Source organism: Streptomyces sp. NBC_01618, assembly GCF_045209435.1.
Taxonomy (GTDB): domain Bacteria; phylum Actinomycetota; class Actinomycetes; order Streptomycetales; family Streptomycetaceae; genus Streptomyces.
Genome location: NZ_CP109297.1, coordinates 5,873,939 through 5,899,066, shown reverse-complemented (window position 1 = coordinate 5,899,066; position 25,128 = coordinate 5,873,939). Strand labels below are relative to the sequence as shown.

Annotated in this window: 24 protein-coding genes and 1 pseudogene; 2 read left to right on the top strand and 23 right to left on the bottom strand. The window is 70.4% G+C overall.

Annotated features, from left to right (window positions below; all coding sequences use genetic code 11):
* Nucleotides 1–104: 104 nt before the first annotated feature.
* Both tsf and rpsB read right to left on the bottom strand, forming a co-directional pair.
* Nucleotides 105–941, bottom strand: a complete 837-nt coding sequence (gene tsf, locus OH735_RS27465; RefSeq protein ID WP_406384301.1) for a translation elongation factor Ts — start codon at nucleotides 939–941, stop codon at nucleotides 105–107.
* Between the two features lie 101 nt (nucleotides 942–1,042).
* On the bottom strand, nucleotides 1,043–1,951 hold the full coding sequence (gene rpsB, locus OH735_RS27460) for a 30S ribosomal protein S2 (protein WP_406384300.1): 909 nt from the start codon (nucleotides 1,949–1,951) through the stop codon (nucleotides 1,043–1,045).
* A 277-nt stretch (nucleotides 1,952–2,228) separates the two neighbouring features.
* On the opposite strand from rpsB, the pseudogene OH735_RS27455 reads away from it, so the two are divergent.
* Nucleotides 2,229–2,714 (top strand): annotated as a pseudogene (locus OH735_RS27455) (peptidoglycan DD-metalloendopeptidase family protein); the annotation flags it as partial.
* A gap of 215 nt (nucleotides 2,715–2,929) precedes the next feature.
* Here OH735_RS27455 and OH735_RS27450 read toward each other — a convergent pair.
* From OH735_RS27450 to proS, 18 genes are all read right to left on the bottom strand, one after another.
* Nucleotides 2,930–3,496, bottom strand: coding sequence for a TetR/AcrR family transcriptional regulator (locus OH735_RS27450; RefSeq protein ID WP_406386761.1), 567 nt, complete (start codon nucleotides 3,494–3,496; stop codon nucleotides 2,930–2,932).
* 118 nt (nucleotides 3,497–3,614) lie between these two features.
* Nucleotides 3,615–4,451, bottom strand: a complete 837-nt coding sequence (gene whiG, locus OH735_RS27445; protein WP_266748964.1) for an RNA polymerase sigma factor WhiG — start codon at nucleotides 4,449–4,451, stop codon at nucleotides 3,615–3,617.
* Between the two features lie 242 nt (nucleotides 4,452–4,693).
* Complete coding sequence (gene dprA, locus OH735_RS27440; RefSeq protein WP_406386759.1) at nucleotides 4,694–5,848, bottom strand: DNA-processing protein DprA; 1,155 nt, start codon at nucleotides 5,846–5,848, stop codon at nucleotides 4,694–4,696.
* A gap of 110 nt (nucleotides 5,849–5,958) precedes the next feature.
* Nucleotides 5,959–7,584: a YifB family Mg chelatase-like AAA ATPase gene (locus tag OH735_RS27435; protein WP_406384299.1), complete on the bottom strand. Its 1,626-nt coding sequence runs from the start codon at nucleotides 7,582–7,584 to the stop codon at nucleotides 5,959–5,961.
* Entirely contained in the window at nucleotides 7,584–7,943 is a 360-nt protein-coding gene (locus OH735_RS27430) for a YraN family protein (RefSeq protein ID WP_406384298.1), read from the bottom strand. The genes OH735_RS27435 and OH735_RS27430 overlap by 1 nt, the downstream gene beginning before the upstream one ends.
* A 244-nt stretch (nucleotides 7,944–8,187) precedes the next feature.
* Nucleotides 8,188–8,496: a DUF2469 domain-containing protein gene (locus OH735_RS27425; protein ID WP_003965949.1), complete on the bottom strand. Its 309-nt coding sequence runs from the start codon at nucleotides 8,494–8,496 to the stop codon at nucleotides 8,188–8,190.
* 64 nt (nucleotides 8,497–8,560) lie between these two features.
* Nucleotides 8,561–9,049, bottom strand: coding sequence for an NUDIX hydrolase (locus tag OH735_RS27420; protein WP_406384297.1), 489 nt, complete (start codon nucleotides 9,047–9,049; stop codon nucleotides 8,561–8,563).
* A complete protein-coding gene (gene lepB, locus OH735_RS27415) occupies nucleotides 9,039–9,794 on the bottom strand; it encodes a signal peptidase I (protein WP_406384296.1) in 756 nt (251 codons plus the stop codon). The genes OH735_RS27420 and lepB (OH735_RS27415) overlap by 11 nt, the downstream gene beginning before the upstream one ends.
* 50 nt (nucleotides 9,795–9,844) lie before the next feature.
* Nucleotides 9,845–10,741: a signal peptidase I gene (lepB, locus tag OH735_RS27410; RefSeq protein WP_406386758.1), complete on the bottom strand. Its 897-nt coding sequence runs from the start codon at nucleotides 10,739–10,741 to the stop codon at nucleotides 9,845–9,847.
* The gene (gene lepB, locus OH735_RS27405) at nucleotides 10,692–11,714 is read right to left on the bottom strand and encodes a signal peptidase I (RefSeq protein ID WP_406384294.1); all 1,023 of its coding nucleotides are present in this window, start codon (nucleotides 11,712–11,714) and stop codon (nucleotides 10,692–10,694) included. Before lepB (OH735_RS27405) ends, lepB (OH735_RS27410) begins: the two co-directional genes overlap by 50 nt.
* A complete protein-coding gene (gene lepB, locus OH735_RS27400; RefSeq protein WP_406384293.1) occupies nucleotides 11,707–12,477 on the bottom strand; it encodes a signal peptidase I in 771 nt (256 codons plus the stop codon). The genes lepB (OH735_RS27405) and lepB (OH735_RS27400) overlap by 8 nt, the downstream gene beginning before the upstream one ends.
* 45 nt (nucleotides 12,478–12,522) lie before the next feature.
* Entirely contained in the window at nucleotides 12,523–12,873 is a 351-nt protein-coding gene (gene rplS, locus OH735_RS27395; protein WP_093899094.1) for a 50S ribosomal protein L19, read from the bottom strand.
* A 165-nt stretch (nucleotides 12,874–13,038) separates the two neighbouring features.
* Nucleotides 13,039–13,860, bottom strand: a complete 822-nt coding sequence (gene trmD, locus OH735_RS27390) for a tRNA (guanosine(37)-N1)-methyltransferase TrmD (protein WP_406384292.1) — start codon at nucleotides 13,858–13,860, stop codon at nucleotides 13,039–13,041.
* The gene (gene rimM / locus OH735_RS27385; RefSeq protein WP_406384291.1) at nucleotides 13,860–14,456 is read right to left on the bottom strand and encodes a ribosome maturation factor RimM; all 597 of its coding nucleotides are present in this window, start codon (nucleotides 14,454–14,456) and stop codon (nucleotides 13,860–13,862) included. The genes trmD and rimM overlap by 1 nt, the downstream gene beginning before the upstream one ends.
* Before the next feature lie 92 nt (nucleotides 14,457–14,548).
* Complete coding sequence (locus OH735_RS27380) at nucleotides 14,549–14,788, bottom strand: RNA-binding protein (protein WP_005311361.1); 240 nt, start codon at nucleotides 14,786–14,788, stop codon at nucleotides 14,549–14,551.
* A 2-nt stretch (nucleotides 14,789–14,790) separates the two neighbouring features.
* The gene (gene rpsP / locus OH735_RS27375) at nucleotides 14,791–15,234 is read right to left on the bottom strand and encodes a 30S ribosomal protein S16 (RefSeq protein WP_406384290.1); all 444 of its coding nucleotides are present in this window, start codon (nucleotides 15,232–15,234) and stop codon (nucleotides 14,791–14,793) included.
* Between the two features lie 157 nt (nucleotides 15,235–15,391).
* A complete protein-coding gene (locus tag OH735_RS27370; RefSeq protein WP_030928573.1) occupies nucleotides 15,392–15,985 on the bottom strand; it encodes a hypothetical protein in 594 nt (197 codons plus the stop codon).
* 228 nt (nucleotides 15,986–16,213) lie between these two features.
* Nucleotides 16,214–17,629: a proline--tRNA ligase gene (gene proS, locus OH735_RS27365; RefSeq protein WP_406384289.1), complete on the bottom strand. Its 1,416-nt coding sequence runs from the start codon at nucleotides 17,627–17,629 to the stop codon at nucleotides 16,214–16,216.
* A 239-nt stretch (nucleotides 17,630–17,868) separates the two neighbouring features.
* Between proS and OH735_RS27360 the strand changes: the two genes are divergently transcribed.
* Nucleotides 17,869–18,729: a methyltransferase domain-containing protein gene (locus OH735_RS27360; RefSeq protein ID WP_406384288.1), complete on the top strand. Its 861-nt coding sequence runs from the start codon at nucleotides 17,869–17,871 to the stop codon at nucleotides 18,727–18,729.
* 31 nt (nucleotides 18,730–18,760) lie between these two features.
* On the opposite strand, the gene ftsH is transcribed toward OH735_RS27360, so the two are convergent.
* From ftsH to OH735_RS27345, 3 genes are all read right to left on the bottom strand, one after another.
* Nucleotides 18,761–20,674 (bottom strand): ATP-dependent zinc metalloprotease FtsH, encoded by a 1,914-nt coding sequence (gene ftsH / locus OH735_RS27355; protein ID WP_406384287.1) that lies wholly within the window; start codon nucleotides 20,672–20,674, stop codon nucleotides 18,761–18,763.
* Between the two features lie 199 nt (nucleotides 20,675–20,873).
* Nucleotides 20,874–22,424, bottom strand: coding sequence for a signal recognition particle protein (gene ffh, locus OH735_RS27350; protein WP_406384286.1), 1,551 nt, complete (start codon nucleotides 22,422–22,424; stop codon nucleotides 20,874–20,876).
* A gap of 240 nt (nucleotides 22,425–22,664) precedes the next feature.
* The gene (locus tag OH735_RS27345) at nucleotides 22,665–25,124 is read right to left on the bottom strand and encodes a [protein-PII] uridylyltransferase (protein ID WP_406384285.1); all 2,460 of its coding nucleotides are present in this window, start codon (nucleotides 25,122–25,124) and stop codon (nucleotides 22,665–22,667) included.
* Between the last annotated feature and the right edge of the window lie 4 nt (nucleotides 25,125–25,128).

Here is a 25,128-nt window from a genome sequence, read left to right as displayed (position 1 = left end):
CTCAGCGGCAATGGCCTCCTCGTCAGATCTGCGGTCGTACGGCATGAGTGCGGCCGACGACTGCACTGGACCCTAACGGGGTCCACCGTTGTTCGCGGACAGACTCAGATGCCGACCTTGATGCGCGAGAAGCGCTTCAGGGTGACACCGGCCTCGTCCAGAACCTTCTGGACGGACTTCTTGTTGTCCTTGGCGAACGCCTGCTCCAGGACGACGACTTCCTTGAAGAAACCGTTGACGCGACCCTCGACGATCTTCGGAAGGGCGGCCTCCGGCTTGCCCTCCTCGCGAGAGGTGGCCTCGGCGACACGACGCTCGTTCTCGACCGTCTCGGCCGGGACCTCGTCGCGGTTGAGGTACTTCGGGGCGAAGGCGGCGATGTGCTGCGCGACGTCCTTGGCGGCCTCGGCATTCTCCTTGTCGAGCTCGACCAGCACACCGACCTGCGGCGGGAGGTCGGGCATCGTGCGGTGCATGTACGCAGCCACGTAACCGCCGGTGAACTGCGCGAAGCGGTCCAGGACGATCTTCTCGCCGAGGTTGGCGTTGGCCTCGTCGACGTACGCCTGGACGGTCTTGCCGGCCTCGATCTCGGAGGCGAGCAGCGCGGCCAGGTCGGCCGGGGAGGTCGCGGCGACGTGGGCGGCGAGCGTGTTGGCGACGGTCTGGAACTTCTCGCCCTTGGCGACGAAGTCCGTCTCGCACTTCAGCTCGAGCAGAACGCCGGAGGTCTTGTCCTCGGAGATGAGGGAGACGACGGCGCCGTTCTCGGCAGAACGGCCCTCGCGCTTGGCGACGCCCTTCTGACCCTTGATACGGAGCGCCTCGACGGCCTTGTCGACGTTACCGTCGGCCTCGTCGAGCGCCTTCTTGCAGTCCATCATGCCGGCGCCGGTCAGCTCGCGGAGCTTCTTGACGTCAGCGGCGGTGTAGTTCGCCATGAGTCTGTGTTTCTCTCTCGAAGTCTGAAAGATCTACGGGTGAACGGCGGGGGCGGTGCTCGTGGCACCGGCCCCCGCCGTCATCAGCCGTGACGGAGGTGTCAGGCCTGCTCGGCGTCCGCGGCCGGGGCCTCGGCGGCGGGGGCCTCGGCAGCAGCCTCGGCCGGCGTCTCGGCAGCGTCCGCGACCTTCTCGGTCTCGGCGGAGGTCTGCACCTCGGCGTCGGCCTTCTTGTCGCCCTCGAGCAGGTCGCGCTCCCACTCGGCGAGCGGCTCGCCGGCAGCCTTCTCGCCCGGCTTCGAGTCACCGGTGGCGGCACCGGAACGGGCGATGAGGCCCTCGGCGACGGCATCGGCGATCACGCGGGTGAGCAGGGTGACGGAGCGGATCGCGTCGTCGTTGCCCGGAATCTTGTAGTCGACCTCGTCGGGGTCACAGTTGGTGTCGAGGATCGCGACGACCGGGATGTGGAGCTTGCGCGCCTCACCGACGGCGATGTGCTCCTTCTTGGTGTCGACGATCCAGACGGCGCTCGGCACCTTCTGCATCTCGCGGATACCACCGAGGGTCTTCTCCAGCTTGGCCTTCTCGCGGGAGAGGACCAGGAGCTCCTTCTTGGTGAGGCCGGAGGCGGCCACATCCTCGAAGTCGATGAGCTCGAGCTCCTTCAGACGCTGAAGGCGCTTGTAGACGGTGGAGAAGTTGGTGAGCATGCCACCGAGCCAACGTTGGTTGACGTACGGCATGCCGACGCGCGTCGCCTGCTCGGCGATGGCTTCCTGGGCCTGCTTCTTGGTACCGACGAACATGATGGAGCCGCCGTGGGCGACGGTCTCCTTGACGAACTCGTAGGCGCGGTCGATGTACGACAGCGACTGGAGCAGGTCGATGATGTAGATGCCGTTGCGCTCGGTGAAGATGAAGCGCTTCATCTTCGGGTTCCAGCGACGGGTCTGGTGACCGAAGTGGACGCCGCTTTCCAGCAGCTCCCGCATCGTGACGACGGCCATGGCCGTACTCCTTGAGGTGCTCGGTTGCCGCGACCGCAGGATTGCTGTCGCGCCTGACGCCCCGACGCGCCGTGCCACAAGGGACCGAGGAGCGCGTCCACCATCCGCAGAGAGGGAGGTGGCGGGGCGTGCGAAGTCGACCCGGTGACCCGGATCGCCATAGGAAGTGTACGGGACGGGCCGGGTGCCGGGTGACGGCGTTGTCCACAACCGGTCGGTAGTCCACAGATCCGGACCATGATCCCCGCGAATCCGCGCGGCGCGGGACCGTTCTGCCATGCGATGCACACCTGATCCGACCGTTTCCCTTCCCCTCCTCGTGCACGGACTCCGGCCCGTGCGCGGACTCCGGTTCCGCGAGGCCGTGCTCGTACTCGTGCTCGTGGCGGTGACCCTGCTCGCGACGCTGTGCGGTGCGCCGGTCGCAACAGCGGCAGGGGCGCGGGCCGCGCCTGGCGCCGTGTGGCCGCTGGCCGGACGGCCCGTGGTCGTACGGGGATGGGAGCCGCCGGCCGACGCCTACGGGCGGGGCCACCGCGGGGTGGATCTCGCCGCGGAGTCGGGCACGGCGGTGCTCGCCGCGGCCTCGGGCCGGGTCTCGTTCGCAGGACGTGTGGCGGGGCGCGGAGTGCTGGCGATCGAGGTGGCCGGGACGGGTGATCCGCCGCAGCGGACCACGTACGAGCCGGTGCGCGCGCTGGTCACGAAGGATGAGGAGGTGGTGGCGGGACAGGTCGTGGCGGTCCTGGAGGCGGGGCCCTTCCACTGCGCGTCGGGCTGTCTTCACTGGGGGCTGCGGCGCGGTGACGCGTATCTGGATCCGTTGTCGCTACTGCCGCCCGGGCTGCTGCGGCGGGGGCCGTCCCGGCTGCTGCCGGTGTTCGGCGTACCGGAGCCGCGGCCCTCGGCTGAGGGAGCCGGGGACGGACTCGCCGCCCCCGGCGTTCTGCTCGTCGTCGCCGCCGTGCGGCCCCGACGTCAGTCCGGTACGCCCTGGACGCCGCGCAGGACCATGGCGACAGCGGTGTCCGCGATCACGCCCGGCTCCTCCGCCACACCGAGTTCGATACGCCGCACCGCGGCGTCCACCGAGCCCTGCAGCAGCATCGCCGCCAGCCTCGGCTGTTCATGGCCGAGGTCGCCGAGCGCCTCGACGATCATGGCGATCAGCCCGCCGTGCGCGGCCCTGATCTTCTCGCGTGCGCCCGCGTCCAGTTCGCTCGCCGAGATCGCGACGACCGCCCGGTGGCGGCGGTCCCCGACGAGGTCGAGCTGCCGCCGCACGTAGGCCTCGATCTTCGCCTCCGGCGTGGTGGCCTGCTCCATCGCGCCTTCGACCTCGGCCGCCCAGACGGGGAAGTCGACGGCGCAGAGCTCTTCGACGACGGCTGCACGCGAGCGGAAGTACTCATAGACGGAGGACCGGGCAAGGCCCGTGCGTTCGGCGAGGGCGGGGAAGGTCAGCGCCTCCGTACCGCCCTCGGACAGCAGGGAGCGGGCGGCGTCCAGGAGGGCGCCGCGCTGCATGGTCCGGTGCTCGGCCACCGAGGCCGCTCGAATCCTGGGCACCCGTCCACTCTACGGCGGCCGGTGTGCGAGGGAGCGCGTAAGGCCCCGATCGGTGGCCGAAGAAGCCACGAACGCGACGGCCACCGGGAGGGTCTCAGCGGCCGGCGTCGGCCAGTTTCGCGCGCAGCTGCAGCACCGATTTGGTGTGGATCTGGCTGACACGGCTCTCGGTGACCCCGAGCACGTTGCCGATCTCGGCGAGGGTGAGGCCCTCGTAGTAGTAGAGCGTGACGACCGTCTTCTCGCGCTCCGGAAGCGTATTGATCGCCCGGGCGAGCAACCGTCTGAGCTCACGGTCCTCGGCGACCTCCACCGGATCGTCGGCGGCGGTGTCCTCGAGCGTGTCCATCAGGCTCAGCCGGTCACCGCCCTCGCCGCCGACGTGCAGCAGCTCTTCCAGCGCGACCACGTTCGCGAGGGACAACTGGCTGAAAACCGCGTGCAGTTCCTCCAGCGCGATGCCCATTTCCGCAGCGACCTCCGGCTCGGAAGGGGTGCGTCGCAGCTGCGCCTCCAGCGTGGCGTAGGCGCGTTCCACGGCCCGCGCCTTCTGGCGCACCGAGCGGGGGATCCAGTCCAGCGCCCGGAGTTCGTCGATCATCGCGCCCCGGATGCGGGTGATCGCGTACGTCTCGAACTTGATCGCGCGTTCGATGTCGAACTTCTCGATCGCGTCGATCAGTCCGAAGACGCCCGAGGAGACGAAGTCCGCCTGCTCGACGTTGGAAGGCAGGCCCACACTCACCCGGCCCGCGACGTACTTCACCAGCGGTGAGTAGTGCAGGATCAGCTGCTCCCGCAGCCGCTCGTCGCCCGTGGACTTGTAGGAACGCCACAACTCGTCGAGCGAGGAGGGGGCAGGGGGGCGCACAGTGCCACGCGCAGCCGGTGGTACTGCCGCGCGGTCAGACCCGGAGGTGTGCTGGGGCATGTGGTGCCTTGAGCCGTTCTGCTGTGAAGTGCTGGGGGACTTGTGTCTGAGTCGGAATCCTTGTGAGCGTAGCGTGACTGAGGCGTCGCGGTCCGCGCAGGACGGTGGATCGGCGCTGTGCCATTCCGGTCGATCGAACATGCCTGAGGCCCGGGGCCGTCGCCGGATACGCCGGCCCCGGCAGCGTCGCTGAAGGATCCGCCGAGGTCATCGGCATCACCTTTTCACCCGAATGCTCCAGGTCAAGTACCGCCTCGCCGCGCGTCGCCATCGCAGATACGCCGCGGCGTCAACCGCCATCCGTCGCCATCGCGTTCGACGAACCCCAGTGAGTGCAGTTCGTACAGCCTGCCGAGCGCTTCGTCGGCGCTCGTTCCCGCCGTGCGGGCCACCTCGCGCCCGCTGACGGCGCCGCGCGGCGGCAGCGCGTCGAGGACCCTGGCGGAGACGGCGTCCAGCAGGTCCCTGGGGTGTACGGGGCCGCGCCTGGCCGGAGCCAGCTCGCCGATGTCCCCCACCAGTTCGGCCACTTCTGCGGCGTCCGTGACCAGGATGCCCTCCCCGCGGAGCAGTTCGTGGACCCCTGCCGACAACCCGCTGGTGGCGGGGCCCGGCACGCCCATGGTGAAGCGGCCGAGCCGCTGCGCGCTGCGTGCGGTGACCAGCGAACCGCTGCGGTATTCGGCCTCGACCACCACCGTCCCGCGCGTCAACGCGGCGATGACCCGGTTCCGGAGAATGAATCTGCTGCGGGTCGGATGATCGGACGGTGGCAATTCGCCGATGACGAGCCCCTGTTCCACCATGCGTCCGATCAACTCGGCATGTCCCCGGGGATAGGCGACGTCCACCCCGCAGGCCAGGACCGCCATCGTCGCCCCGTCGACAGCGAGCGCGCCACGATGAGCTGCCCCGTCCACCCCGAACGCCGCTCCCGAGACCACCACCCACCCGAGCTCGGCGAGCCCCGCGCCGAGGCTCGCCGCCATGTGGGAGCCGTACGGCGTGCAGGCACGGGCGCCGACCACGGCGACCGAGCGCAGCGCCCAGAGCCGCAGATCGCGCGGTCCCCGCACCCACAGGCCGGTCGGCCTGGCGTCACCCAGGTCGTCGAGCTGGCTGGGCCACTCCCGCTCGCCGGGGCAGACGAACCGCCCGCCGATCGCTGCGACTGCCGCGAGGTCCTGCTCGGGCTCGGCTTTCTCGGCCCGCAACCGGTAGCCGTCGAGACGTTTCGGAGTCATTCCGGTCAGTTGCTCGGCGGCCCCGTCCCTGGTAGTGATCCGCCGTATCAGCTCGACGGCGCCGAGTTCGCGCAGCCATCGGCCGCCGCGCTCGTCCCCCGGCTCCAGGACTCGGGTCAGCGCGGCCCGTGCCAGGCGCTCCCGATCGCCCACCGCCACTCCCGGCTCCTCCTCCGGCCCTGGCTCGGGCCCCGCGCCGCGCTCCCGCTCCGGCCCCGGTGTCCGCCCAGGGTGCTCCCCCTGATCATGGTCCGCCCGCACTGTCATGACACTCCGGCCTCCATCAGGGTGCCCCGGGGGATCCCGGTCCGCAGTTCCAGCGCCACCGCGATGTCGGAGGCCTCCGGCCGGTCGGCACCGCGCAGATCGGCGACGGTCCACGCCACCCTGAGCACCCGGTCCAGGCCCCGAGCCGTGAGCATGCCGCGTTCCATGTCCCGTTCGGCTTCCAAGAGCGCGCCCGGTGCCGCGACCAGCCGGGTCCGCAGCTCATGGCCGGGCACCTCGCTGTTGGTCGTCCACGCGGTGCCGGCCAACCGCTCCGCCGCCCGCGCCCTCGCCTCCCGGACCCGGGCCGCGACGGTGGCCGTCGACTCAGCTCTGCCGCCCTTCCCCATCAGATCCTCGCGCCTGACGGGATCGACGACCACCCGCAGATCGACCCGGTCGAGCAGGGGCCCGGAAAGCCGCGACATATAGCGGCGGACCGTCGACGGCGCGCACTCGCAGCCGGCGCCGCTGAGTGTGTGCCGGCCGCACGGGCAGGGATTGGCGGCCAGCACCATCAGGAATCTGGCGGGCAGCCGCACCACCCCAGCGCTGCGCGCCACCACCACATGCCCCGACTCCAGTGGCTGGCGCAGCGCGTCCAGCACCCGCATGGAGAATTCCGGTGCCTCGTCCAGAAAGAGAATCCCTCGATGGGCCAGGGAGACCGCACCGGGCCTCGGCAGCCCGTTGCCACCGCCGACCAGCGACTGCATCGTCGCCGAGTGGTGCGGTGCGCAGTACGGCGCCCGGGTGACCAGCGGTTCCCCCGGCGGCAGAATGCCGGCCACCGAATGCACCGCGGTGACTTCCAGGGACTCCTTCCTCGTCAACGCCGGCAGGATCGCCGGCAATCGCTCGGCCAGCATGGTCTTGCCGGCGCCCGGCGGCCCGGAGAGCAGCAGATGGTGGCCGCCCGCCGCGGCGACCTCCAGCGCCTTGCGGGGCCGCAGCTGCCCCGTCACGTCAGCGAGATCCGGTGGGTTGCCGTCGCCCTGCCCGGGCCCCCGGGCGAGCCCGGTACCGATCCCCGCGCCGGGCACCATCAGCCCGGCGAGCATGGTGTCGGGCCGCCCCTCGTCGTGGGCCTGCCGCTCGTCCGGCACCGGCTCGTCGCAGAGCACCGCGATCAGCTGCCGCAGGCTCCGCACCCCGAGGACCGAGACCCCGGGCACCAGCGCCGCCTCCCCTGCGGTCTGCTCGGGCACGACGACCTGGCGGTACCCGGCCTCCGCCGCGGCGAGCACGGCGGGCAGCACTCCGCGCACCGGCCGCACCCGACCGTCGAGCCCCAGCTCACCGATCATCACCACATCGGCGATGGACGCCGGATCGATCCGCTCGGCCGCGCCCAGCACCGCACAGGCCACCGCCAGATCGAATCCGGAGCCGCCCTTCGGTACGGAAGCCGGTGACAGGCCCACCGTGAGTTTCTTCTGCGGCCACTCGGCCCCGGAGTTCGCCACCGCGGCCCTGACCCGGTCCCGGCTCTCCACCAGGCTCTTGTCCGGCAGCCCCACCAGGGTGAACGCGGCCACCCCCGCCTCCAGGTCCGCCTGAACCTCCACCACCACGCCCTCGACGCCGACGAGCGCCACTGAACACGCCCGCGCGAACCCCATCAGGCCACCCCGCGCGCATGCTCGACGACGGGCGCTCCACGCCTGGGCAGCACCACGCCGACCAGGTCGATCCGGACCCCGCCGGGCGGCGCGCCGCCGTGCCGGTGGAGCCAGATCCCGGCCAGCCGTCGCAGCCTCTCCGCCTTGACCGGGGTGACCGCCGCCATCGGATGTTCGAAGGCACCCTCCCTGCGGGTCTTCACCTCGCAGACCACGAGTGCGTCGCCGTCCATCGCGACGATGTCGATCTCACCGGCACGACAGCGCCAGTTCCGTTCCAGTACGGACATGCCGGCTTCGGTCAGCAGCCGCGCCGCCAGATCCTCGCCGAACCGCCCGAGTGCCCCCCGTGCGTTCATATCGGCACCACCTCCGGGACCGACTCTGACGCGTTCGGCCCCGGCTTGTGGATCTTGGTGGACAACTCCTGGATTGTGGACAACTCGGCCACCCGGAGGAGGGAATCGATCCCCCGAAGCCGGGGATCACCCGAAGGTGGGGGTCAGTCCCCCGGAGGCTACGAGCGATCCCCTTCGGACCTCCCCCCCTCGAATCCCCCTCAAATCCCCCTCGGGCCCCCTGGGACTCCCCCGGAGAGCGGGCTCAGCCGCCCGGAAGTTCGAGATCGCTCTTGTTGAGCTCCTCGATGTTGACGTCCTTGAACGTCAACACGCGTACCTGCTTGACGAAGCGTGCGGGCCGGTACATGTCCCAGACCCAGGCGTCCGCCATGGATACTTCGAAGAACACCTCGCCCTGAACCGAGTGCACCTGCATCTCGTAGTCGTTGGTGAGGTAGAAGCGCCGTTCGGTCTCGATCACATATTTGAACAGACCGACGACATCTCGGTACTCCCGGTAGAGCTTGAGCTCCATCTCGGTCTCGTACTTTTCGAGGTCCTCGGCGCTCATTGGCATGTTCCCCTTCAGCCGTGCGTGCCCCCATTGTGCGCCAGGCCCCGGCGTCCCCGGGCGCTTAGGCGATTTCGGGGGCCAGAACCATCGGCGTACGCGGAGGACCCTCGTCGAGCAGCGTGCGCAGCAACTCGGCGAGCCTGGTCGGGTACACCGTCTCACGCGCCGCCGACAGTTCGGCGGAGGTCCACCACCTCAGACCCGCGACGCTGCGCTGCTCCAGCCCCGTCATCCTGCTGGTGTCGGTGGCGGTCTGCGTCGTGCGTGCCAGGAAGTACCACTCGTCCTGGTTCCAGCGGCGCCCGTCGAACGGGAACGAGCACAGCCGCTGCCAGAGCAGCGGTCCCAGCTCGACACCGGTGATCCCGGTCTCCTCGGCGAGCTCGCGCAGCGCGGCCTGTTCCCGGGTCTCCGCGCCCTCCAGGCCGCCACCAGGGGTGAACCACCAGGTGCTCTCGGGGTCCTCCGGTTCGAACCCGTGTATCAGGAGAATGCGGTCGTCGGGGTCCAGGAGTACCACCCGGGCGACCTTCCGGTTCTCAGTGTGCACCGGCCGTCGCCCTTTCCCTCTTGTTCCGCGCACGGGCCGATCGCGCGGACCGTGCCGCGATCGGGCCGTACGCGGCACCGCCGAGGATAAGCACGACACCGGCCACCATGGCGCCGAGCTGCAGCCGCAACGGCCCGGGCGACGACACCCCGCCCGGGAGGGACGCGAAGCCCTGCGGCCGCGCGACCATGCCGTTCATCGGCCAGGCAATGGCATCCACCCGGGCCCGCACCGCGCTGCGCGGCACGGAGCCCTGCCCCGGGTCCTTCAGATGGACCCGGGAGTCCAGTGAGGAACTGCGCTCGTCACCGAGCAGGAAGAGCCGCCCCTTGGGCACATCCGCCGTGAAGTTCTCCATTGAGGCGAGGCCCTCGGTCTGCAGATACGGTTCTTCAACGGCCTTGCCGTTGATCGTGAGCCGGCCCTTGTCACAGCAGGCGATCGTGTCGCCGCCGATCCCGACGACCCGCTTCACCATGGGCACGTTGTCGCCCCACGCCGGATCGGTGAAGACCACCACGTCGCCCCGGTGCACCTCGCTGCCGTCGATCCGCTCGGCGAGCACCCGGTCACCGGCACGCACCGTCGGTGTCATCGACCCGGTTGGCACCGTATAGGGCCGGTACACCACGGCCCCCCAGACGAACCCGCCGAGAAAGAGCACACAGCCGACGGCCACGGCCAGCCCCGACAGCATGCTGCCGAGCCGGCCGTGGCCGTCACCCGTACGTCCTATTGCACTCATCCCAGCGCCCCCACCTCGGAGATCGACAACCGCTGATCCGAGTGGGCACACTACCCGGCGGTACGCCCGCTGGTCAGCTTCCTGCGACGCCACAGCACGATGGGCAGCGCACCGGCCACACCGAGTGCTCCGGGGGCCATGCCCATCGCCGCGTTGATCCCCGGCTGGTCGAAGGTCTTCGGGACGGGCAGGGTCGCCCAGCGGTTGATCGGCCAGGCCACGACGATGGCGCGGCCGACGACTTCGTCGTTGGAGACCGTGCCGCCGCCCGGGAGCTCCTGGTGATAGCGGGAGTCGAGGGAGTTCTGGCGGTGGTCGCCCATCACCCAGATCCGGCCCTGGGGAACCTTGATCGGGCCGAACGGCTCGTCGTTGCAGGGCGTGTTCCCAGGGAAGATGTACGACTTGTCGTCCAGGGCCTTGCCATTGACCACGACAGGGCCGTCCTTCTTGCACTCCACCGTGTCGCCGCCGACCGCGATGACCCGCTTGATCAGGTCCTTCTCCTCGGCGGACGGCATCAGTCCGATGAAGCTGAGGAACTTCTGCACCACATTGGGATTGGCCGCCTGGGTGTTCTCCAGCCAGCCGCCCGGGTCGTGGAAGACCACGACCTCGCCACGCTTGGGATCCGCGCCGAACCACGGGGTCAGCTTGTCGACCAGCACCCGGTCGCCCCGCTGGAGCGTGTTCTGCATCGAGTCCGAGGGGATCGAGAACGCCTGCACCAGAAACGTCTTGATCAGCAGCGCGAGAACCAGCGCGATGCCGATGAGCAGGGGCAGCTCCTTCCAGAAGGAGCGCGGCTTCTTCAGGGCCGTACCACCGCCGTCCGGAGAGTCGCCGGCACTCTCCGCGCGGTCCGTCGCCCCGGCGGACTCGACATTCTCCGGATTGTCAGGCCGGTCCTCGGGTTCCTCGTGTCCGGATCGCGCGCCGACCGCCAAATCCCCCACATCCACTCCTTACTCCGTGCCACCGCCTGCGCCATAGCCGGTGCAGGCCCACCACTCCCATAACGAGCGGGAGTTCCGCAGGGGTCGGGAGAGGGATCATTCCGTTGGGATCCTTGGACACCACACTATTCGACGGGCCCGAGGCAGCAGCCGTCCCGGCGCGCGCGTCAGGGACCGAGTCGAAAGTCGCCGGTTCCTCCAGTTTTCGCCAGTGGCCGAAGGGCCAGGCGATGACAACAGCACGTCCGACGACCTCGTCCTCGGAAACCGTGCCGTGTCCGGGCTCGTCCAGGTGGTAGCGCGAATCGGCCGAATCCGACCGGTGATCGCCCATCACGAAGATCCGTCCGGCCGGAACCTTTACCTCGAATTTGATGAGGGAGGGCGGATTGCCGGGATGGAGATAGGGCTCGTCGAGCGGTACGCCGTTGACGGTGATCCGGCCGTTCTTGTCGCAGCACTTCACCGTGTCGCCGCCGACCGCGACCACCCGCTTGATCAGATCCTGCTCATTGTCCGACGGCAGCAGCCCGATGAAGGTCAGCGCTTCCTTCGCCTGCTTGACGACGACGGGCGGATCCTTCTTGGCGGTGTTCTCCTGCTTGAGCCAGTGGTCCGGGTCGTTGAAGACGACGACGTCGCCCCGCTGGGGCCTGGAGCCGAACCACGGCGTCAGTTTGTCCACGAGCACCCGGTCGCCGATCCGGATGGTCTGCTCCATCGATCCGGACGGGATCACGAAGGCCTGCACCAGGAAGGTCTTGAGCACGAGCGCGATCAACAGCGCCACGACGATGAGAAGGGGGATCTCCCGGATGGCCGACCTGCGCCGCCGCCGCTTGACCTTGCGGGCGAGTTTGCGCCGCTCCGCCCTGGTCGGCAGCGAGCGCGCGGGCGTCGGCCCGGCGCCGGACGCCGGTATCTCCGGATCGCCCCCGCCCTGCCCCCGCCGTCGGCTACCCATGGGCCCCGCCCGGCACCCGTGGACCGGCGAAGGCCGCGCTGTCCGGCAGCGAGCCCAGCCGGCCCAGCGGCCAGCCGATCCAGTCCACCCTGCCGATCACCATGTCGACCGGAACCATGCCACCGCCCGGCTCTCCCAGGTGGTCGCGCGAGTCGCGGGAATTGCTGCGGTGGTCGCCCATCATCCACAGCGTGCCGTCGGGGACGACGATGTCGAAGCGCACCCGGGACGGCGCATCGCCCGGGTACAGGTAGTCCTCGCCGATCGGACTGCCGTTCACCTCGATGCGTCCCCGCTTGTCGCAGCAGACCACCCGGTCGCCCCCCACGCCCACCACCCGCTTCACGTAGTCGGTCTCGGCGGGCTCCGCCAGGCCCATGGACGCCGCCGCGCCGTGCAGCAGTCCGGTGACGGGATTCTCCCGGGGCGGCTCCTGCACAAAGGAACCGGTGCCGTCGAAGACCACGACATCGCCGCGCTGCGGTACGGAGCCGAAACGGTACGCCAACTTGTTCACCAGCACCCGGTCCCCCACCCGCAGGGTGGGCTCCATCGAGCCGCTGGGAATCAGGAAGGGCTGCACCACGAGGGCGCTGACGAGCAGCACGAATACCGAGCAGACGGCACCGAGCACGGCGGTCCGCCGCCATGACATCGAGGCGGTCAGCCGGTCCGGGATACGCGAAGAGCGCGACCCCGCCTCCGACCCTGCTGCGGGTGCGGAGGAGCGGTCGCGCTCCGAGGGCTTGGCTTCCGTGTCCATCGGGGCCAGAGTTTATCCGGCTGTCCTGTGGACCTGGGAGTCAGCTCAGTTGTCGCGCTTCTCCTTGATCTTCGCGGCCTTGCCGCGCAGCTCACGGAGGTAGTACAGCTTGGCGCGACGGACGTCACCGCGGGTGACGAGCTCGATCTTCTCGAAGATCGGGCTGTGCACCGGGAAGGTGCGCTCGACGCCGACGCTGAAGGAGACCTTGCGGACCGTGAAGGTCTCGCTGACGCCCGAGCCCTGGCGGCGGATGACTACGCCCTTGAACTGCTGGATACGGGAGCGGTTGCCCTCGATCACTCGCACGTGGACGTTGACGGTGTCGCCGGGGCGGAAGGCCGGGACGTCAGTACGCAGCGAGGCGGCGTTGACGCCATCGAGCAGGGAAGCCATGTTGTCTGCTTTCTTCGCCGATGCCACAGGTCATCGACGGGAGAGTGATGAATTCGGGGTGCTGATCACGTCGGGCGGGCGTCGGGACCATCCCCATGTCCATGGGGAACACAACGGTCGCTTTCCCCCTGTGGCAGGGGCGCACGTCGGACGGACAGCAGCGGCCTATTCTTCCACGGCCTCGGGCCTGCGCCAAAATCGGCCCCCGGGCTCCGGTGACCAGCCGAGAATCGAGAGGATCTCGCGGTCCTTCTTGTCGAAGGCGCTCGCCTCGCAGCGCTCGATCAGATCGGGCCGGTTGAGGGCGGTGCGACGGAACGCCTCGTCCCGCCGCCAGCGCGCGATCTTCCCGTGGTGCCCGCTGAGCAGGACGTCCGGGACGCCCCTGCCGCGCCACTCGGGCGGCTTGGTGTAGACGGGCCCCTCCAGCAGATTGGCCATCGCGCCGGGGGCGAAGGAGTCGTCCCGGTGCGATTCGGCATTGCCGAGCACTCCGGGCAGCAGCCGGGCCACCGCCTCTGTGATCACGAGTACCGCGGCTTCCCCGCCGGCCAGCACGTAGTCCCCGATGGACACCTCGACGACCGGCATACGGGTCGCGTACTCGTCCGTCACCCGCCGGTCGATGCCCTCGTAGCGGGCCGGGGTGAAGATCAGCCACGGCTGCTCGGAGAGCTCGACGGCGAGCTCCTGGGTGAACGGGCGGCCGCTGGGTGTGGGCACCACGAGCACCGGGGAGTGCGCCCCGGCCTCGTACCCGGCCGCCAGCGCGTCGTCCAGCGCCTCGCCCCACGGCTCGGTCTTCATGACCATGCCGGGGCCGCCGCCGTACGGGGTGTCGTCGACCGTGTTGTGCCGGTCGTACGTCCAGTCGCGCAGGTCGTGCACGTGCACGTCGAGACGGCCGCGCGCGCGGGCCTTGCCGACGAGGGAGACGTTCAGCGGCTCCAGGTACTCGGGGAAGATCGTGACGACGTCGAGGCGCATCAGGCGTCCTTCCCGGCCCCGGGCGCCTCGTCCCCGTCGTCCTCTGTTTCGCGGTCCTCGTCCCGCGAGGAGTCGATCACGGCCTGGCTCTCGTCGATCAGACCGGGCGGCGGGGTGATCACGGCGCGCTGCGCTTCGAGATCGATCTCGGAGACGATCTCCTCCACGAACGGGATCATCACCTCGCTGCCGTCCGGCCGCTCGACGATGAAGAGGTCCTGGGACGGCAGATGCGTGATCTCGGTGATCCGGCCGACCCCGGTGCCGTCGGCGAGGACCACGTCGAGGTCCATGAGCTGATGGTCGTAGAACTCCTCGGGGTCCTCGGGGAGTTCCGCCGGGTCGACCTCGGCGATCAGGAGCGTGTTGCGCAGGGCCTCGGCAGCCGTACGGTCGCGTACGCCCTCGAAGCGCAGCAGCAGCCGTCCGCTGTGCACCCGGCCGGTCTCGATCGTCAGCGGTCCGGCGCCGGCCGGTTCGGTGGCGAGCACGGCCCCGGGCGCGAGCCGCAGCTCGGGCTCGTCCGTACGCACCTCGACGGTGACCTCGCCCTTGATGCCGTGGGCACGGCCGATCCGCGCGACTACCAACTGCACCTTGTGTTTCTCCTGTCCTGCGACCCTGTCGTACGACGACGGGCCGGGGTGGGCGCATGGCCCTCCCCGGCCCGTGCCGGTGTTCAACTCTGTCAGCGAACCTGATCCACGTCGACGAGGTCGACGCGGATGCCACGGCCGCCGATGGCGCCCACGACGGTACGCAGCGCGCGTGCGGTGCGACCGTTGCGGCCGATCACCTTGCCGAGGTCGTCGGGGTGGACCCGGACCTCCAGCACGCGACCACGGCGCAGGTTGCGCGAGGCGACCTGCACATCGTCAGGGTTGTCGACGATGCCCTTCACGAGGTGCTCGAGAGCCTCCTCGAGCATGATCAGGCCTCGGTCGACTCGGCGGGCGCAGCCGCGTCAGCAGCCTCGTCCGCCTTCTTGTCGGACTTCTTCGCCTTCTGCGTGATGGCCTCGCCCTTGGACTCCTCGCCGGTGTCCTTGGCCAGGGCCTCGAACAGGGCGCGCTTGTCGGCCTTGGGCTCCGGCTGCAGCAGCGGCGCGGGGGCCGGGAGACCCTTGTGGGCCTGCCAGTCACCGGTGAGCTTCAGGATCGCGAGAACCGGCTCGGTCGGCTGGGCGCCGACGGACAGCCAGTACCGCGCACGCTCCGAGTTGACCTCGATGCGCGAGGGGTTCTGCACCGGGTGGTACAGGCCGATCTCCTCGATGGCCCGGCCGTCACGGCGGGTACGGGAGTCGGCGACGACGATGCGGTAGTGAGGCGAACGGATCTTGCCCAGACGCTTCAGCTTGATCTTGACTGCCACGGAAGTGGTGTCTCCTGGTCTATGACGTGGTTGGGCACAACGAAGATGCCACGTGGGGTTGCGGTACTCGGGTGCCCGATGGACGCGTCAGCCGGAGGAGAGAGGGGTCCTGTGCGACTGTCGAGTACAGCTAGCCATTGTGCCACACCGCTTCGGGTCACCCCACCGCAACCGCGGCTTCGGGGATACGGAACGGCTTTCCGCAGCCACCGCAGACGATCGGCGCCTGCGCCAGCACCGACGGGACGACCCGCACGTTGCGTCCGCAGTCGCAGACGGCCTTGACGCGGACGCCTCCACCGGAGGAGCCGTGCCGGGCGGCCGGCCCGCGGAAGGAACGCTTGGTGTCGGCGGCGGTGGCGACCGTATGCGCCTTGAGGGCGCGCTGCAGCCGCTCGATCGTCGGGCGGTACCTCCGCTTGGCCTCGGGGTTGAGCGTGACCAGCGAGAAGCCGCTGCTGGGGTGGGGCTCCTCGGCGTGGTCGAGGCCCAACTCCTCGGCGATCGCGAGGAATCGTCGGTTGTGGTAGCGGCCGGCCCGCGAGGTGTCGCGGACACCTCTCGCGGCGGCGATGCCGTGGACTGCCTCGTGGAGCAGTCGCTCGAAGGAGAGTTCGGCGCCACAGGCGGACGAGGACTCTCCGATCAGGGACTCTGGCGCGGCTAGATCGGGCAGCTCGGGGTGGTACCGCTGAATGTCGGCCCACGCCTGCGCCAGCTCTGCGGCAAGTACAGGTGGTGTCGTGCTCACGTCGTGACAACGAGCACGGGTGCCCCAGTGTTCCGATTCCGGGCCATCCCAAATAATTTGCACGTACCAGTCAGTTGCCGCTGATGCGTCCTGACGAGGGCGGGTGCGCTGATCTGCGGAGAAGTCGCACAGCTCACACCAAGGTGGTACGTAGCGCCCCGTACGCCCGGGCGTAGACGGCAACCGTACGCCGGTCCGTCGGACGGCCCCGGAGGCGGGTGGGGCGCGTCAGTAGGCGCGGGCCACCAGGGCGACAGTACCTGGGGCGTCGTCCGCGTCCGGCACGGACCCGTCCCCGGCGACCAGGCACCGTACGGACACCCCGTGCTCCGCGAGCCGGGCCTCCCCCGCCGGGCCGAGGGCCGACCAGGCGATACGCGCCCAGCCGCCCGCGGCCGCCGCCTCCACGGCCTCCTCGACGGTCGCGACCTCGCTGGTGGCCGACTCGCGCCGGCTCCGGGACTCCCGCAGCAGAGCTGCCTGGTCCTCCTCCAGGACCGTCGGGAGCAGCGCGGGCAGGGCGTCGATGGCCACCGGTTCCTTTCCGCCGGGGACCCGCCGGGCGAGCATCGCGGTGCCGTCCGCCAGATCGCGCGGGCCGATCTCGACCCGTACCGGCACGCCCTTGAGTTCCCAGTCGACGACGCGGCGGCCGAACGGGGTGTCGGTGCGGTCGTCGACCTCGGCCCTGATCCCCGCGGCACGCAGCCGCTCCCCGACCGACCGGACCGCGGCGAGTACCGCGTCGTCGTCCTTGACCGCGACCACGACGGCCTGGACGGGGGCGAGGCGCGGCGGCACCCGGAGGCCGTGGTCGTCGCCGTGCGCCATGATCAGACCGCCGACCATGCGGGTCGACGAGCCCCAGGAGGTCTGCCAGACAAGCTCCTGCCTGCCTTCCCTGGACAGGTAGCTGGTGTGGAAGGCCCGGGCGAAGTTGGTGCCGAGTTCGTGGCTCGTGCCCAGTTGCAGGGCCTTGCCGTCCCGCATCATTCCTTCGAGCGTCAGGGTGTTGACGGCCCCGGCGAACCGCTCGGCCGGGGTCTTGCGGCCCAGGACCACGTCGATGCCGAGGACGTTGACCATGAAGTCCGCGTAGACCTCCCGGTGGATGTACGCGGCGTAGTCCCGGGCCTCCTCGTAGGTGGCGTGGGCGGTGTGGCCCTCCTGCCAGAGGAATTCCGTCGTGCGGAGAAAGACCCGCGGGCGCATCTCCCAGCGCACGACGTTCGCCCACTGGTTGATCAGCAGCGGCAGATCCCGGTAGCTCTGGACCCATTTCGAGAAGTACTCGTTGATGATCGTTTCGGACGTCGGCCGCACCACCACGGGCTCCTCGAGGTCTTTTCCACCGGCGTGGGTCACGATCGCGAGCTCCGGTTCGAAGCCCTCGACGTGCTCGGCTTCGCGTGTCAGGTAAGACTGGGGGATGAAGAGTGGGAAGTAGGCGTTTTGGGCGCCCGCCTGTTTGATCCGGGCATCCATCTCCTGCTGCATCCGCTCCCACAGGCCGTATCCGTACGGCCGGATGACCATGGTGCCGCGCACCGGACCGTTGTCCGCGAGTTCGGCCTTGTTGATCAGATCCTGGTACCAGCGGGGAAAGTCCTCGGCCTGGGGCGTGAGAACGGGTGCCTTTGCCATGGCGCGCATCGTACGGCGACACCGCCCACCACACGGAGCGACTGGCCCTGCCTCCACGGGCCGTACGCACGGGCGCAGCACCGGAGCACACAACCATTGCCATCAGACCTCTGGACGTGGGCGCGGATGCGCAGTTCTCTGACATACGGGGGGAGCGGACGCAGACGCGCAGGGGGGAACAGCCACTCGGGCACGACCGATCGGACACGACCGACCTCTCGGCGGATTGGGGCGCTTCCATGACACCAACGCTCGTCCGGCACCACAGCTACGCGGACACGGACACCCCGGTGGATCCGGGTACCCGTGCCCGGGACTGGGCCGAGATCCAGGAGCGGATGCTCGCACCGCTGTACGAGGCGGTGTACGAGCGGCTCGAAGTAGGAACCGGCACCCGGCTGCTCTCCCTCGGCTGCGGCTCCGGTCTCGCGCTGCTGATCGCGGCCGCACGCGGCGCGCGCGTCACCGGCGTCGACACCGATTCCGAACGGCTGGCGCTCGCCCGCGCCCGGCTGCTGCCCGATCCGGCGAGCGATGCGGGGACTCCGCCCGGGCACGCCCGGCTGGTCGACGGTGATCCGTCCGCGGCCGCCCCGGCCGACGGGGCGCCGTACGGCCTGATCACCGCGTTCAGTCCGATCGGCTGCTCGTCCGGTGACGGCGAACGGCTCGTGGACGCGCTGCGGTCGGCCGTGCCGCTGGCGGCCCGGGGCAGCACAGTCGTGCTGACCGGGTGGGGTCCACCGGAGCGGTGTGCGACGGCGCCGGTGCTGCGGGTGGCGGGGCGGCTCTCCGACGGGGCCCGGGCGCCGCGCACCGGTGGCTGGCGGCCGTGGGAGCGGGACGATCTGGAGGAAGTGGCGTTCCGGGCCGGGCTGAGCCCGGACGGTTCCGGCCGGGTGGCGTGCCCGTTCGGGTACGCGGACATGGACAGCGCGGTGCGGGGGTTGCTGTCGACGCGGCTCTTCGACGCGGCGGTTCTGGCGACGGACCAGGACCAGGTGGCGAAGGAGGTCGCGGATGCTCTGCATCCGCATCTGCGCCGGGACGGCACGATCTGGATGCCGAACGTCTTCCGCTATCTCGTGTGCACGACCTGAAGTTCCGTGTGCACCGTCCGGGCCGCGGCGGTTACTTGGCCAGGCGGGCGATCCCGGCCGCCCGATAGGCCGCGGCCTCGTCCAGCGTCTCGTGCTCCAGCAGTGCCGCGGCCAGCGAGTCCAGCCTGTGCCGGTTCTCCCGCAGGAGCCGGCACGCGTCCTCGTAGCACTCGTCGACGATGCGCCGCATCTCGCCGTCCACCGCGTCGAGTGTCGCGGGGGCCGCGGAGAGACCATACGCCTGCTGGGCATCGCTCGGGATCGCCGTCAGCCGGCCCACCTTGTGGCTCATGCCCCAGCGGCCGACCATGCCGCGGGCCAGGTTGGTGACCTGCTCCAGGTCGCTCTCCGCGCCGGTGGTGACCATGTCGAAGACCACCTGCTCGGCGGCCATCCCGCCGAGCGCGCCGATGATGCGGCCGCGCAGATACTCCTCGGTGTAGGCGTACTTGTCGGCTTCCGGCGTCGAGAGGGTGACGCCCAGGGCCCGGCCGCGCGGCACGATGGTGACCTTGCGGACCGGGTCGGCGCCCGGCTGGACCATGCCGAGCAGGGCGTGCCCGCTCTCGTGGTACGCGGTCCTGCGGCGTTCCTCGTCCGACATGACGAGCGAGCGTTCCGCGCCCAGCTGGACCTTCTCCAGGGCGTCCGAGAGATCGGACTGGCTGACCTCGGACTGCCGGCGTTTGACGGCGAGCAGCGCGGCCTCGTTGGCGAGGTTGGCGAGGTCGGCGCCGGTCATACCGGGGGTCGTACCGGCCACCTGGGCCAGGTTCACGTCGTCGGAGAGCGGGATCTGCCGGGTGTGGATCTCCAGGATCGCCTCCCGGCCGCGCCGGTCCGGCGGGCTGACCTGGACGATCCGGTCGAAGCGGCCGGGCCGGGTGAGGGCGGGGTCGAGGACGTCGGCGCGGTTGGTCGCGGCGAGGACGACGACGCCCTCCGAACCGGAGAAGCCGTCCATCTCGGTGAGGATCTGGTTGAGGGTCTGCTCACGTTCGTCGTGGCCGCCCATGCCGGAGCCGCCGCCGCGGGCCCGGCCGATGGTGTCGATCTCGTCGATGAAGACGATGGCCGGGGCGACCTTGCGCGCCTCCGCGAAGAGTTCCCGCACCCGGCTCGCGCCGACGCCGACGATCATCTCGATGAACTCGGAGGCCGATGCCGAGAAGAACGGCACCCCGGCCTCACCCGCGACGGCCCGGGCGAGCAGCGTCTTGCCGGTGCCGGGCGGTCCCGCGAGGAGCACTCCCCCGGGCATCCGGGCGCCCATCCTCCGGTACGCCTGCGGGTTCTTCAGGAAGTCCACGACGTCGTTGAGCTCGCCCTCGACCTCGTCGATCCCGGCCACGTCCTGGAAGGTGGTGCGCCGGCCGGCCTCCAGCTCGACGGGCTTGGGCGGGGCTTTGCGTCCGAAGCCGCCCATCCCGCCGCCCATGCCCTTGGCCATCCGGCGGGCGACGAACACCCAGAGCAGGACGAGCAGCAGCATCGGGGCCAGCGAGATCAGCAGGTTGGCGAGGAAGCTGCGCTGCTGGACGACGGGCTCGGCGGTGACCGCGACATCGTCCTTGACCAGTTCGGCCCAGAGCTTGTCGTCCGCGAACGCGGGCCGCTGCGTGACGAACTTGGTGTACTTCTTGTCGGTTCCCGGGACCTTCGCCTCCTTCTTGAGCTGTCCCTGGATGGCGTCGCCCTTGGAGTAGATCTTGGAGACATTGCCCGAGGTGACCTGCTTGCTGAACTCCGTGTAGGCGATCGTGGGCTCTTCCTGCCCGTTGAAGAAGGACAGCACCAGGTTGGCGATCAGATAGACGGCGAGCGCGGTGAGCAGCAGTCCGCCCCAGCCTCCCGGCATCTTCCGGCCCGGTGGCGGGGGCGGCGGGGCGCCCTCGGAGCGCCAGGGCTGATCGGGCCGGTCGCGGGGAGGTACGGGGTTGGTCACGCGCGCTCCTCTGCCGACAGCCAGTGAATGTGACATTAAAGGAGAAATCGACCTATAGCCCCTCGTGGGCCCTTCCAATGGGCCCGGAGAGGGAAGCGCGGCCCCCGGCCGGGACGGCACGCAGCACAGAACCACGCGGCGCATGCGTGAGGGGCGCCCACCGCCGGTGGGCGCCCCTCACGCATGCGCAGTCGGGCGATCAGCCCATGAACTTCTTGAACTCGTCCGGCAGCTCGAAGTTCTTGTCGTCCTGCGTCGGCAGACCGAACGCGCCGCCCTGCGCCGCCGCCTGCTCGCGACGGGCCGCCGCGGCCTGCTCCTCGGCCTTGCGCTTCATCGGGTTGCCGCTCTTGCGCTTGCCCTTGGCCTGCTTGACCTGCTTCTTCTGCCGGCCGGGGCCGCCGCCCATGCCCGGCATCCCGGGCATCCCCGGCATGCCGCCGCCCTGCGCCATCTTCGACATCATCTTGCGCGCTTCGAAGAACCGCTCCACCAGGTTTTTCACCGCGCTGACCTCGACACCGGAGCCCTTGGCGATCCGGGCCCGGCGCGAGCCGTTGATGATCGTCGGCTCGGCGCGCTCCTTCGGGGTCATCGACTTGATGATCGCGGCGGTACGGTCCACGTCGCGCTCGTCGATGTTGTTGATCTGGTCCTTGATCTGCCCCATGCCGGGCAGCATCCCGAGCAGCTTGGAGATGGAGCCCATCTTCCTGACCTGCTCCATCTGGGCCAGGAAGTCGTCGAGCGTGAAGTCCTTGCCCTTGCTGGACGCCAGCTTGGAGGCCATTTTGGCGGCCTCTTCCTGGCTGAAGGTCTTCTCCGCCTGCTCGATCAGGGTGAGCAGGTCACCCATGTCGAGGATGCGGGACGCCATGCGGTCGGGGTGGAAGGCGTCGAAGTCCTCGAGCTTCTCACCGTTCGACGCGAACATGATCTGCTTGCCCGTGACGTGGGCGATCGACAGGGCCGCACCACCGCGGGCGTCACCGTCGAGCTTGGAGAGCACCACGCCGTCGAAGCCGACGCCGTCGCGGAAGGCCTCGGCGGTGTTGACCGCGTCCTGGCCGATCATCGCGTCGACGACGAAGAGGATCTCGTCGGGGCTGACGGCGTCGCGGATGTCCGCGGCCTGCTGCATCAGCTCCTGGTCGATGCCGAGACGGCCGGCGGTGTCGACGATGACAATGTCGTGGACCTTGGTCGTGGCGAACTCGATCGAGTCCTTGGCTACCTGGACCGGGTCACCGACGCCATTGCCCGGCTCGGGGGCGTACACCGCCACGCCCGCGCGGTCGGCGACGACGCTGAGCTGGTTGACGGCGTTGGGGCGCTGGAGGTCACAGGCCACGAGCAGCGGGGAGTGGCCCTGGCCCTTGAGCCAGAGGCCGAGCTTTCCGGCGAGGGTGGTCTTACCGGCACCCTGGAGACCCGCGAGCATGATCACGGTGGGCGGGTTCTTGGCGAACCGCAGCCGCCGGGTCTCGCCGCCGAGGATGCCTACGAGCTCCTCGTTGACGATCTTGATCATCTGTTGCGCCGGATTCAGCGCCTGGGAGACCTCGGAGCCGCGCGCCCGCTCCTTGACCTTGGCGATGAAGGCGCGGACGACGGGCAGCGCGACATCTGCTTCGAGCAGGGCGATACGGATCTCGCGGGCCGTGGCGTCGATGTCCGCCTCGGACAAGCGGCCCTTGCCCCGGAGGTTCTTGAAAGTCGCGGCAAGGCGGTCGGAGAGAGTATCGAACACGGCGCTCGTCGGTCCTCAGGGTCGGGGGCAAAGTGGATTCGGTACCCCAGGGTATCCGGCTCGGGAGAAACGATGACCCCTGCCGGGGGAAATCCCGGGCAGCGGACACGGTCGCACGACTCCCCGCGAGTGCCGGGAGCCGGTCCACGCCGGGCGCGAACGCGGTGGATGCCGGAACATCCCCGGCCGATGGGGAGCATCCTCATTCGTCCGCCGCCGGCGAGGACGGCCCCCCATGCCTCACCGCAAGGCATCCTCCAGGGCCTTTGCCAGTGCCGCCGCCGCCGCACCCGGCAGCACCGAGCCGTCCTCACGTGTGACGTAGACCGTATCCACCGCGTTCGCCCCCAGCGTCGACACATGCGCGCTGCGTACCCGTACCCCGCTCTGTTCCAGCGCCCGGCCGATCCGGTGCAGCAGCCCCGGGGCGTCCTGGGCCCGTACCTCGATCACCGTCGCAAGCTGTGAGCCGGCCGCCGCGACCGTCACCCTCGGCGGCGGGGCCTTCACCCCGCGCCGCCTGGGGTAGGCCGCCTCGCGTTCGGCGAGGCGGGCGCGGATGTCGAGGGAGCCGTCCAGGGCGCGTACGAGGTCGGCGCGGAGCCGGGAGGCCTGCGGCAGGGAGCCGTATTCGGCCGCGACCCGCCAGCTGAGCAGCAGCAGGCCGGCGGCGTCGCCCGCGCCGAGTTCGGTGGGGAGTTCCGCGGCACGCAGATCGGCGGCCCGCACGGTGAGACGGTGCAGGGCGAGGACGCCCGCCACGGCGGGCAGCACGCCGGGGCGGTCGGGCAGGGCGATGAGGAGTTCGACGCCGACGGGTTCCGGTTCGCCGTCCTCGTTCGGGGTCTCGGCCTGGGCGTGCAGGGCGAGGACGGGCTCGCCGGTGCGCAGGGCCTCGATGGCGAGGCGTTCCTGTTCGGCGCTGGGCGCGACGGGTTCCGGTTCTTCCGGGGCCCGGCCGGCGAGCACGGCGGCGACGCGTTCGACGAGGTCGGCGACGAGTGAGGCGCGCCAGGTGGACCAGGCTGCGGGCCCGGTGGCGAGAGCGTCGGCCTCGGTGAGGGCGTGCAGCAGTTCCAGCGTGGCGGTGCTGCCCACGGCGGTGGCGACGGAGCGGACGGTCGCGGGGTCGTCGAGGTCGCGCCGGGTGGCGGTCTCGATGAGCAGCAGATGGTGGCGTACGAGGGTGGCGATGACGCCCACGTCGTGCTGGTCGAAGCCGATCCGGGCGGCCATGTCGCGGGCGATGACCTCACCGGCGACGGAGTGGTCGCCGGGCCAGCCCTTGCCGATGTCGTGCAGGAGCGCGGCGACGAGGAGGAGGTCGGGGCGGCCGACGCGGCGGGTGAGGGAGGAGGCGCGTACGGCCGCTTCGACGAGGTGGCGGTCGACGGTCCAGGTGTGGACGGGGTTGCGCTGGGGGCGGCAGTGGACGCGTTCCCAGTCGGGGAGCAGCCGGGTGATCAGCCCTTCGGCTTCGAGTGCTTCCCAGACGGGGACGGTCGCCTCGCCCGCGCCGAGGAGGGTGACGAGTTCCTCGCGGGCCTCGGCGGGCCAGGGCACCGGCAGCGGGCGCGCGGTGGTGGCGAGGTGGCGTACGACGTGGCGGGAGAGCGGGAGTTCGGACTGGGCGGCCGCGGCGGCGGCGCGCAGGACGAGCACGGGGTCGCGTTCGGGGCGGGCGGTACGGGCGAGGACGACTTCGCCGTCGGCCTCGACGACGCCTTCGGCGAGCGGGGTGCGCTCGGTCGCGGCGGTCCTGCCGCCGCCCAGCATGGCGCGCAGCCGGGGGCGTACGGACCGGGCGCGCAGGACGCGGTGGACCTCGCGCCAGGTGACGTCGGTGGCGTACGAGACGGTGCGGGCGGCCTCGTACAGCTGGCGGAGCAGGGCGTCCGCGTCGAGGAGGCCGAGGGCGGTGGCGACCTGGTCCTGTTCCTGGAGGCCGAGGCGGTCGGTGGCGCGGCCGGTGGTGAGGTGGAGGGCGTCGCGGGCGTCGAGGAGGGCGCGGCGGGCTTCGGCGAGGCCCTCGCGGGGGGCGTCGGCGACCCAGGAGGCGGCGACGGCGCGCAGGGCGGTGGTGTCGCGCAGTCCGCCGTGGGCCTCCTTGAGGTCGGGTTCGAGGAGGAACTGGAGCTCGCCCTGGCGTTCGGCTCGTTCCCGGCAGAGTTCGTCGAGGGCGGGAAGGCGTTTGGGGGCCTGGTTGCGCCAGTCGGCGAGGATCGTGGTGCGCAGGGCGGCGACGAGGCCGAGGTTTCCTGCGACGGGGCGGGCGTCGAGCAGTCCGAGCTGGACCTTGAGGTCCTCGCCGGCCGTTCTGCGGGCTTCGGCGGGGGTGCGTACGGAGTGGTCGAGGGCGAGGCCGAGGTCCCAGACGGGGTACCAGATGCGGTCGGCGAGGGAGGCGATGGCCCCGGCGTCGTCGGTGCCGTCGTGCAGGAGCAGGAGGTCGAGGTCGCTGCGCGGGGAGAGTTCGCCGCGCCCGTAGCCGCCGACGGCGACGAGGGCGGCGCCGCGGATGCCGGTCTGCTCGGCGGCGGTGGTGAACAGCGCGGTGAGCCAGTCGTCGGTGAGCGCGGCTAGGGCCGCACGGCGCGGCGGCCCGGGCTGCGCCTTCTCCTGGAGGAGGCGCAGCCGGGCCGCCGCGTAGCCGCTGGGCTTCGAGTCGTCGGATTCGGTGGTCACTTCGGTGCTCGTCACCCGG

Coding starts and splice junctions, on each gene's coding strand:
- tsf (WP_406384301.1), bottom strand. CDS start 941: ATGGCGAACTACACCGCCGCTGACGTCAAGAAGCTCCGCGAGCTGACC.
- rpsB (WP_406384300.1), bottom strand. CDS start 1,951: ATGGCCGTCGTCACGATGCGGGAGCTGCTGGAAAGCGGCGTCCACTTC.
- whiG (WP_266748964.1), bottom strand. CDS start 4,451: ATGCCCCAGCACACCTCCGGGTCTGACCGCGCGGCAGTACCACCGGCT.
- OH735_RS27435 (WP_406384299.1), bottom strand. CDS start 7,584: ATGGGGTTCGCGCGGGCGTGTTCAGTGGCGCTCGTCGGCGTCGAGGGC.
- OH735_RS27430 (WP_406384298.1), bottom strand. CDS start 7,943: ATGAACGCACGGGGGGCACTCGGGCGGTTCGGCGAGGATCTGGCGGCG.
- OH735_RS27425 (WP_003965949.1), bottom strand. CDS start 8,496: ATGAGCGCCGAGGACCTCGAAAAGTACGAGACCGAGATGGAGCTCAAG.
- lepB (WP_406384296.1), bottom strand. CDS start 9,794: ATGAGTGCAATAGGACGTACGGGTGACGGCCACGGCCGGCTCGGCAGC.
- lepB (WP_406384294.1), bottom strand. CDS start 11,714: ATGGGTAGCCGACGGCGGGGGCAGGGCGGGGGCGATCCGGAGATACCG.
- lepB (WP_406384293.1), bottom strand. CDS start 12,477: ATGGACACGGAAGCCAAGCCCTCGGAGCGCGACCGCTCCTCCGCACCC.
- rplS (WP_093899094.1), bottom strand. CDS start 12,873: ATGGCTTCCCTGCTCGATGGCGTCAACGCCGCCTCGCTGCGTACTGAC.
- trmD (WP_406384292.1), bottom strand. CDS start 13,860: ATGCGCCTCGACGTCGTCACGATCTTCCCCGAGTACCTGGAGCCGCTG.
- OH735_RS27380 (WP_005311361.1), bottom strand. CDS start 14,788: ATGCTCGAGGAGGCTCTCGAGCACCTCGTGAAGGGCATCGTCGACAAC.
- proS (WP_406384289.1), bottom strand. CDS start 17,629: ATGGCAAAGGCACCCGTTCTCACGCCCCAGGCCGAGGACTTTCCCCGC.
- OH735_RS27360 (WP_406384288.1), top strand. CDS start 17,869: ATGACACCAACGCTCGTCCGGCACCACAGCTACGCGGACACGGACACC.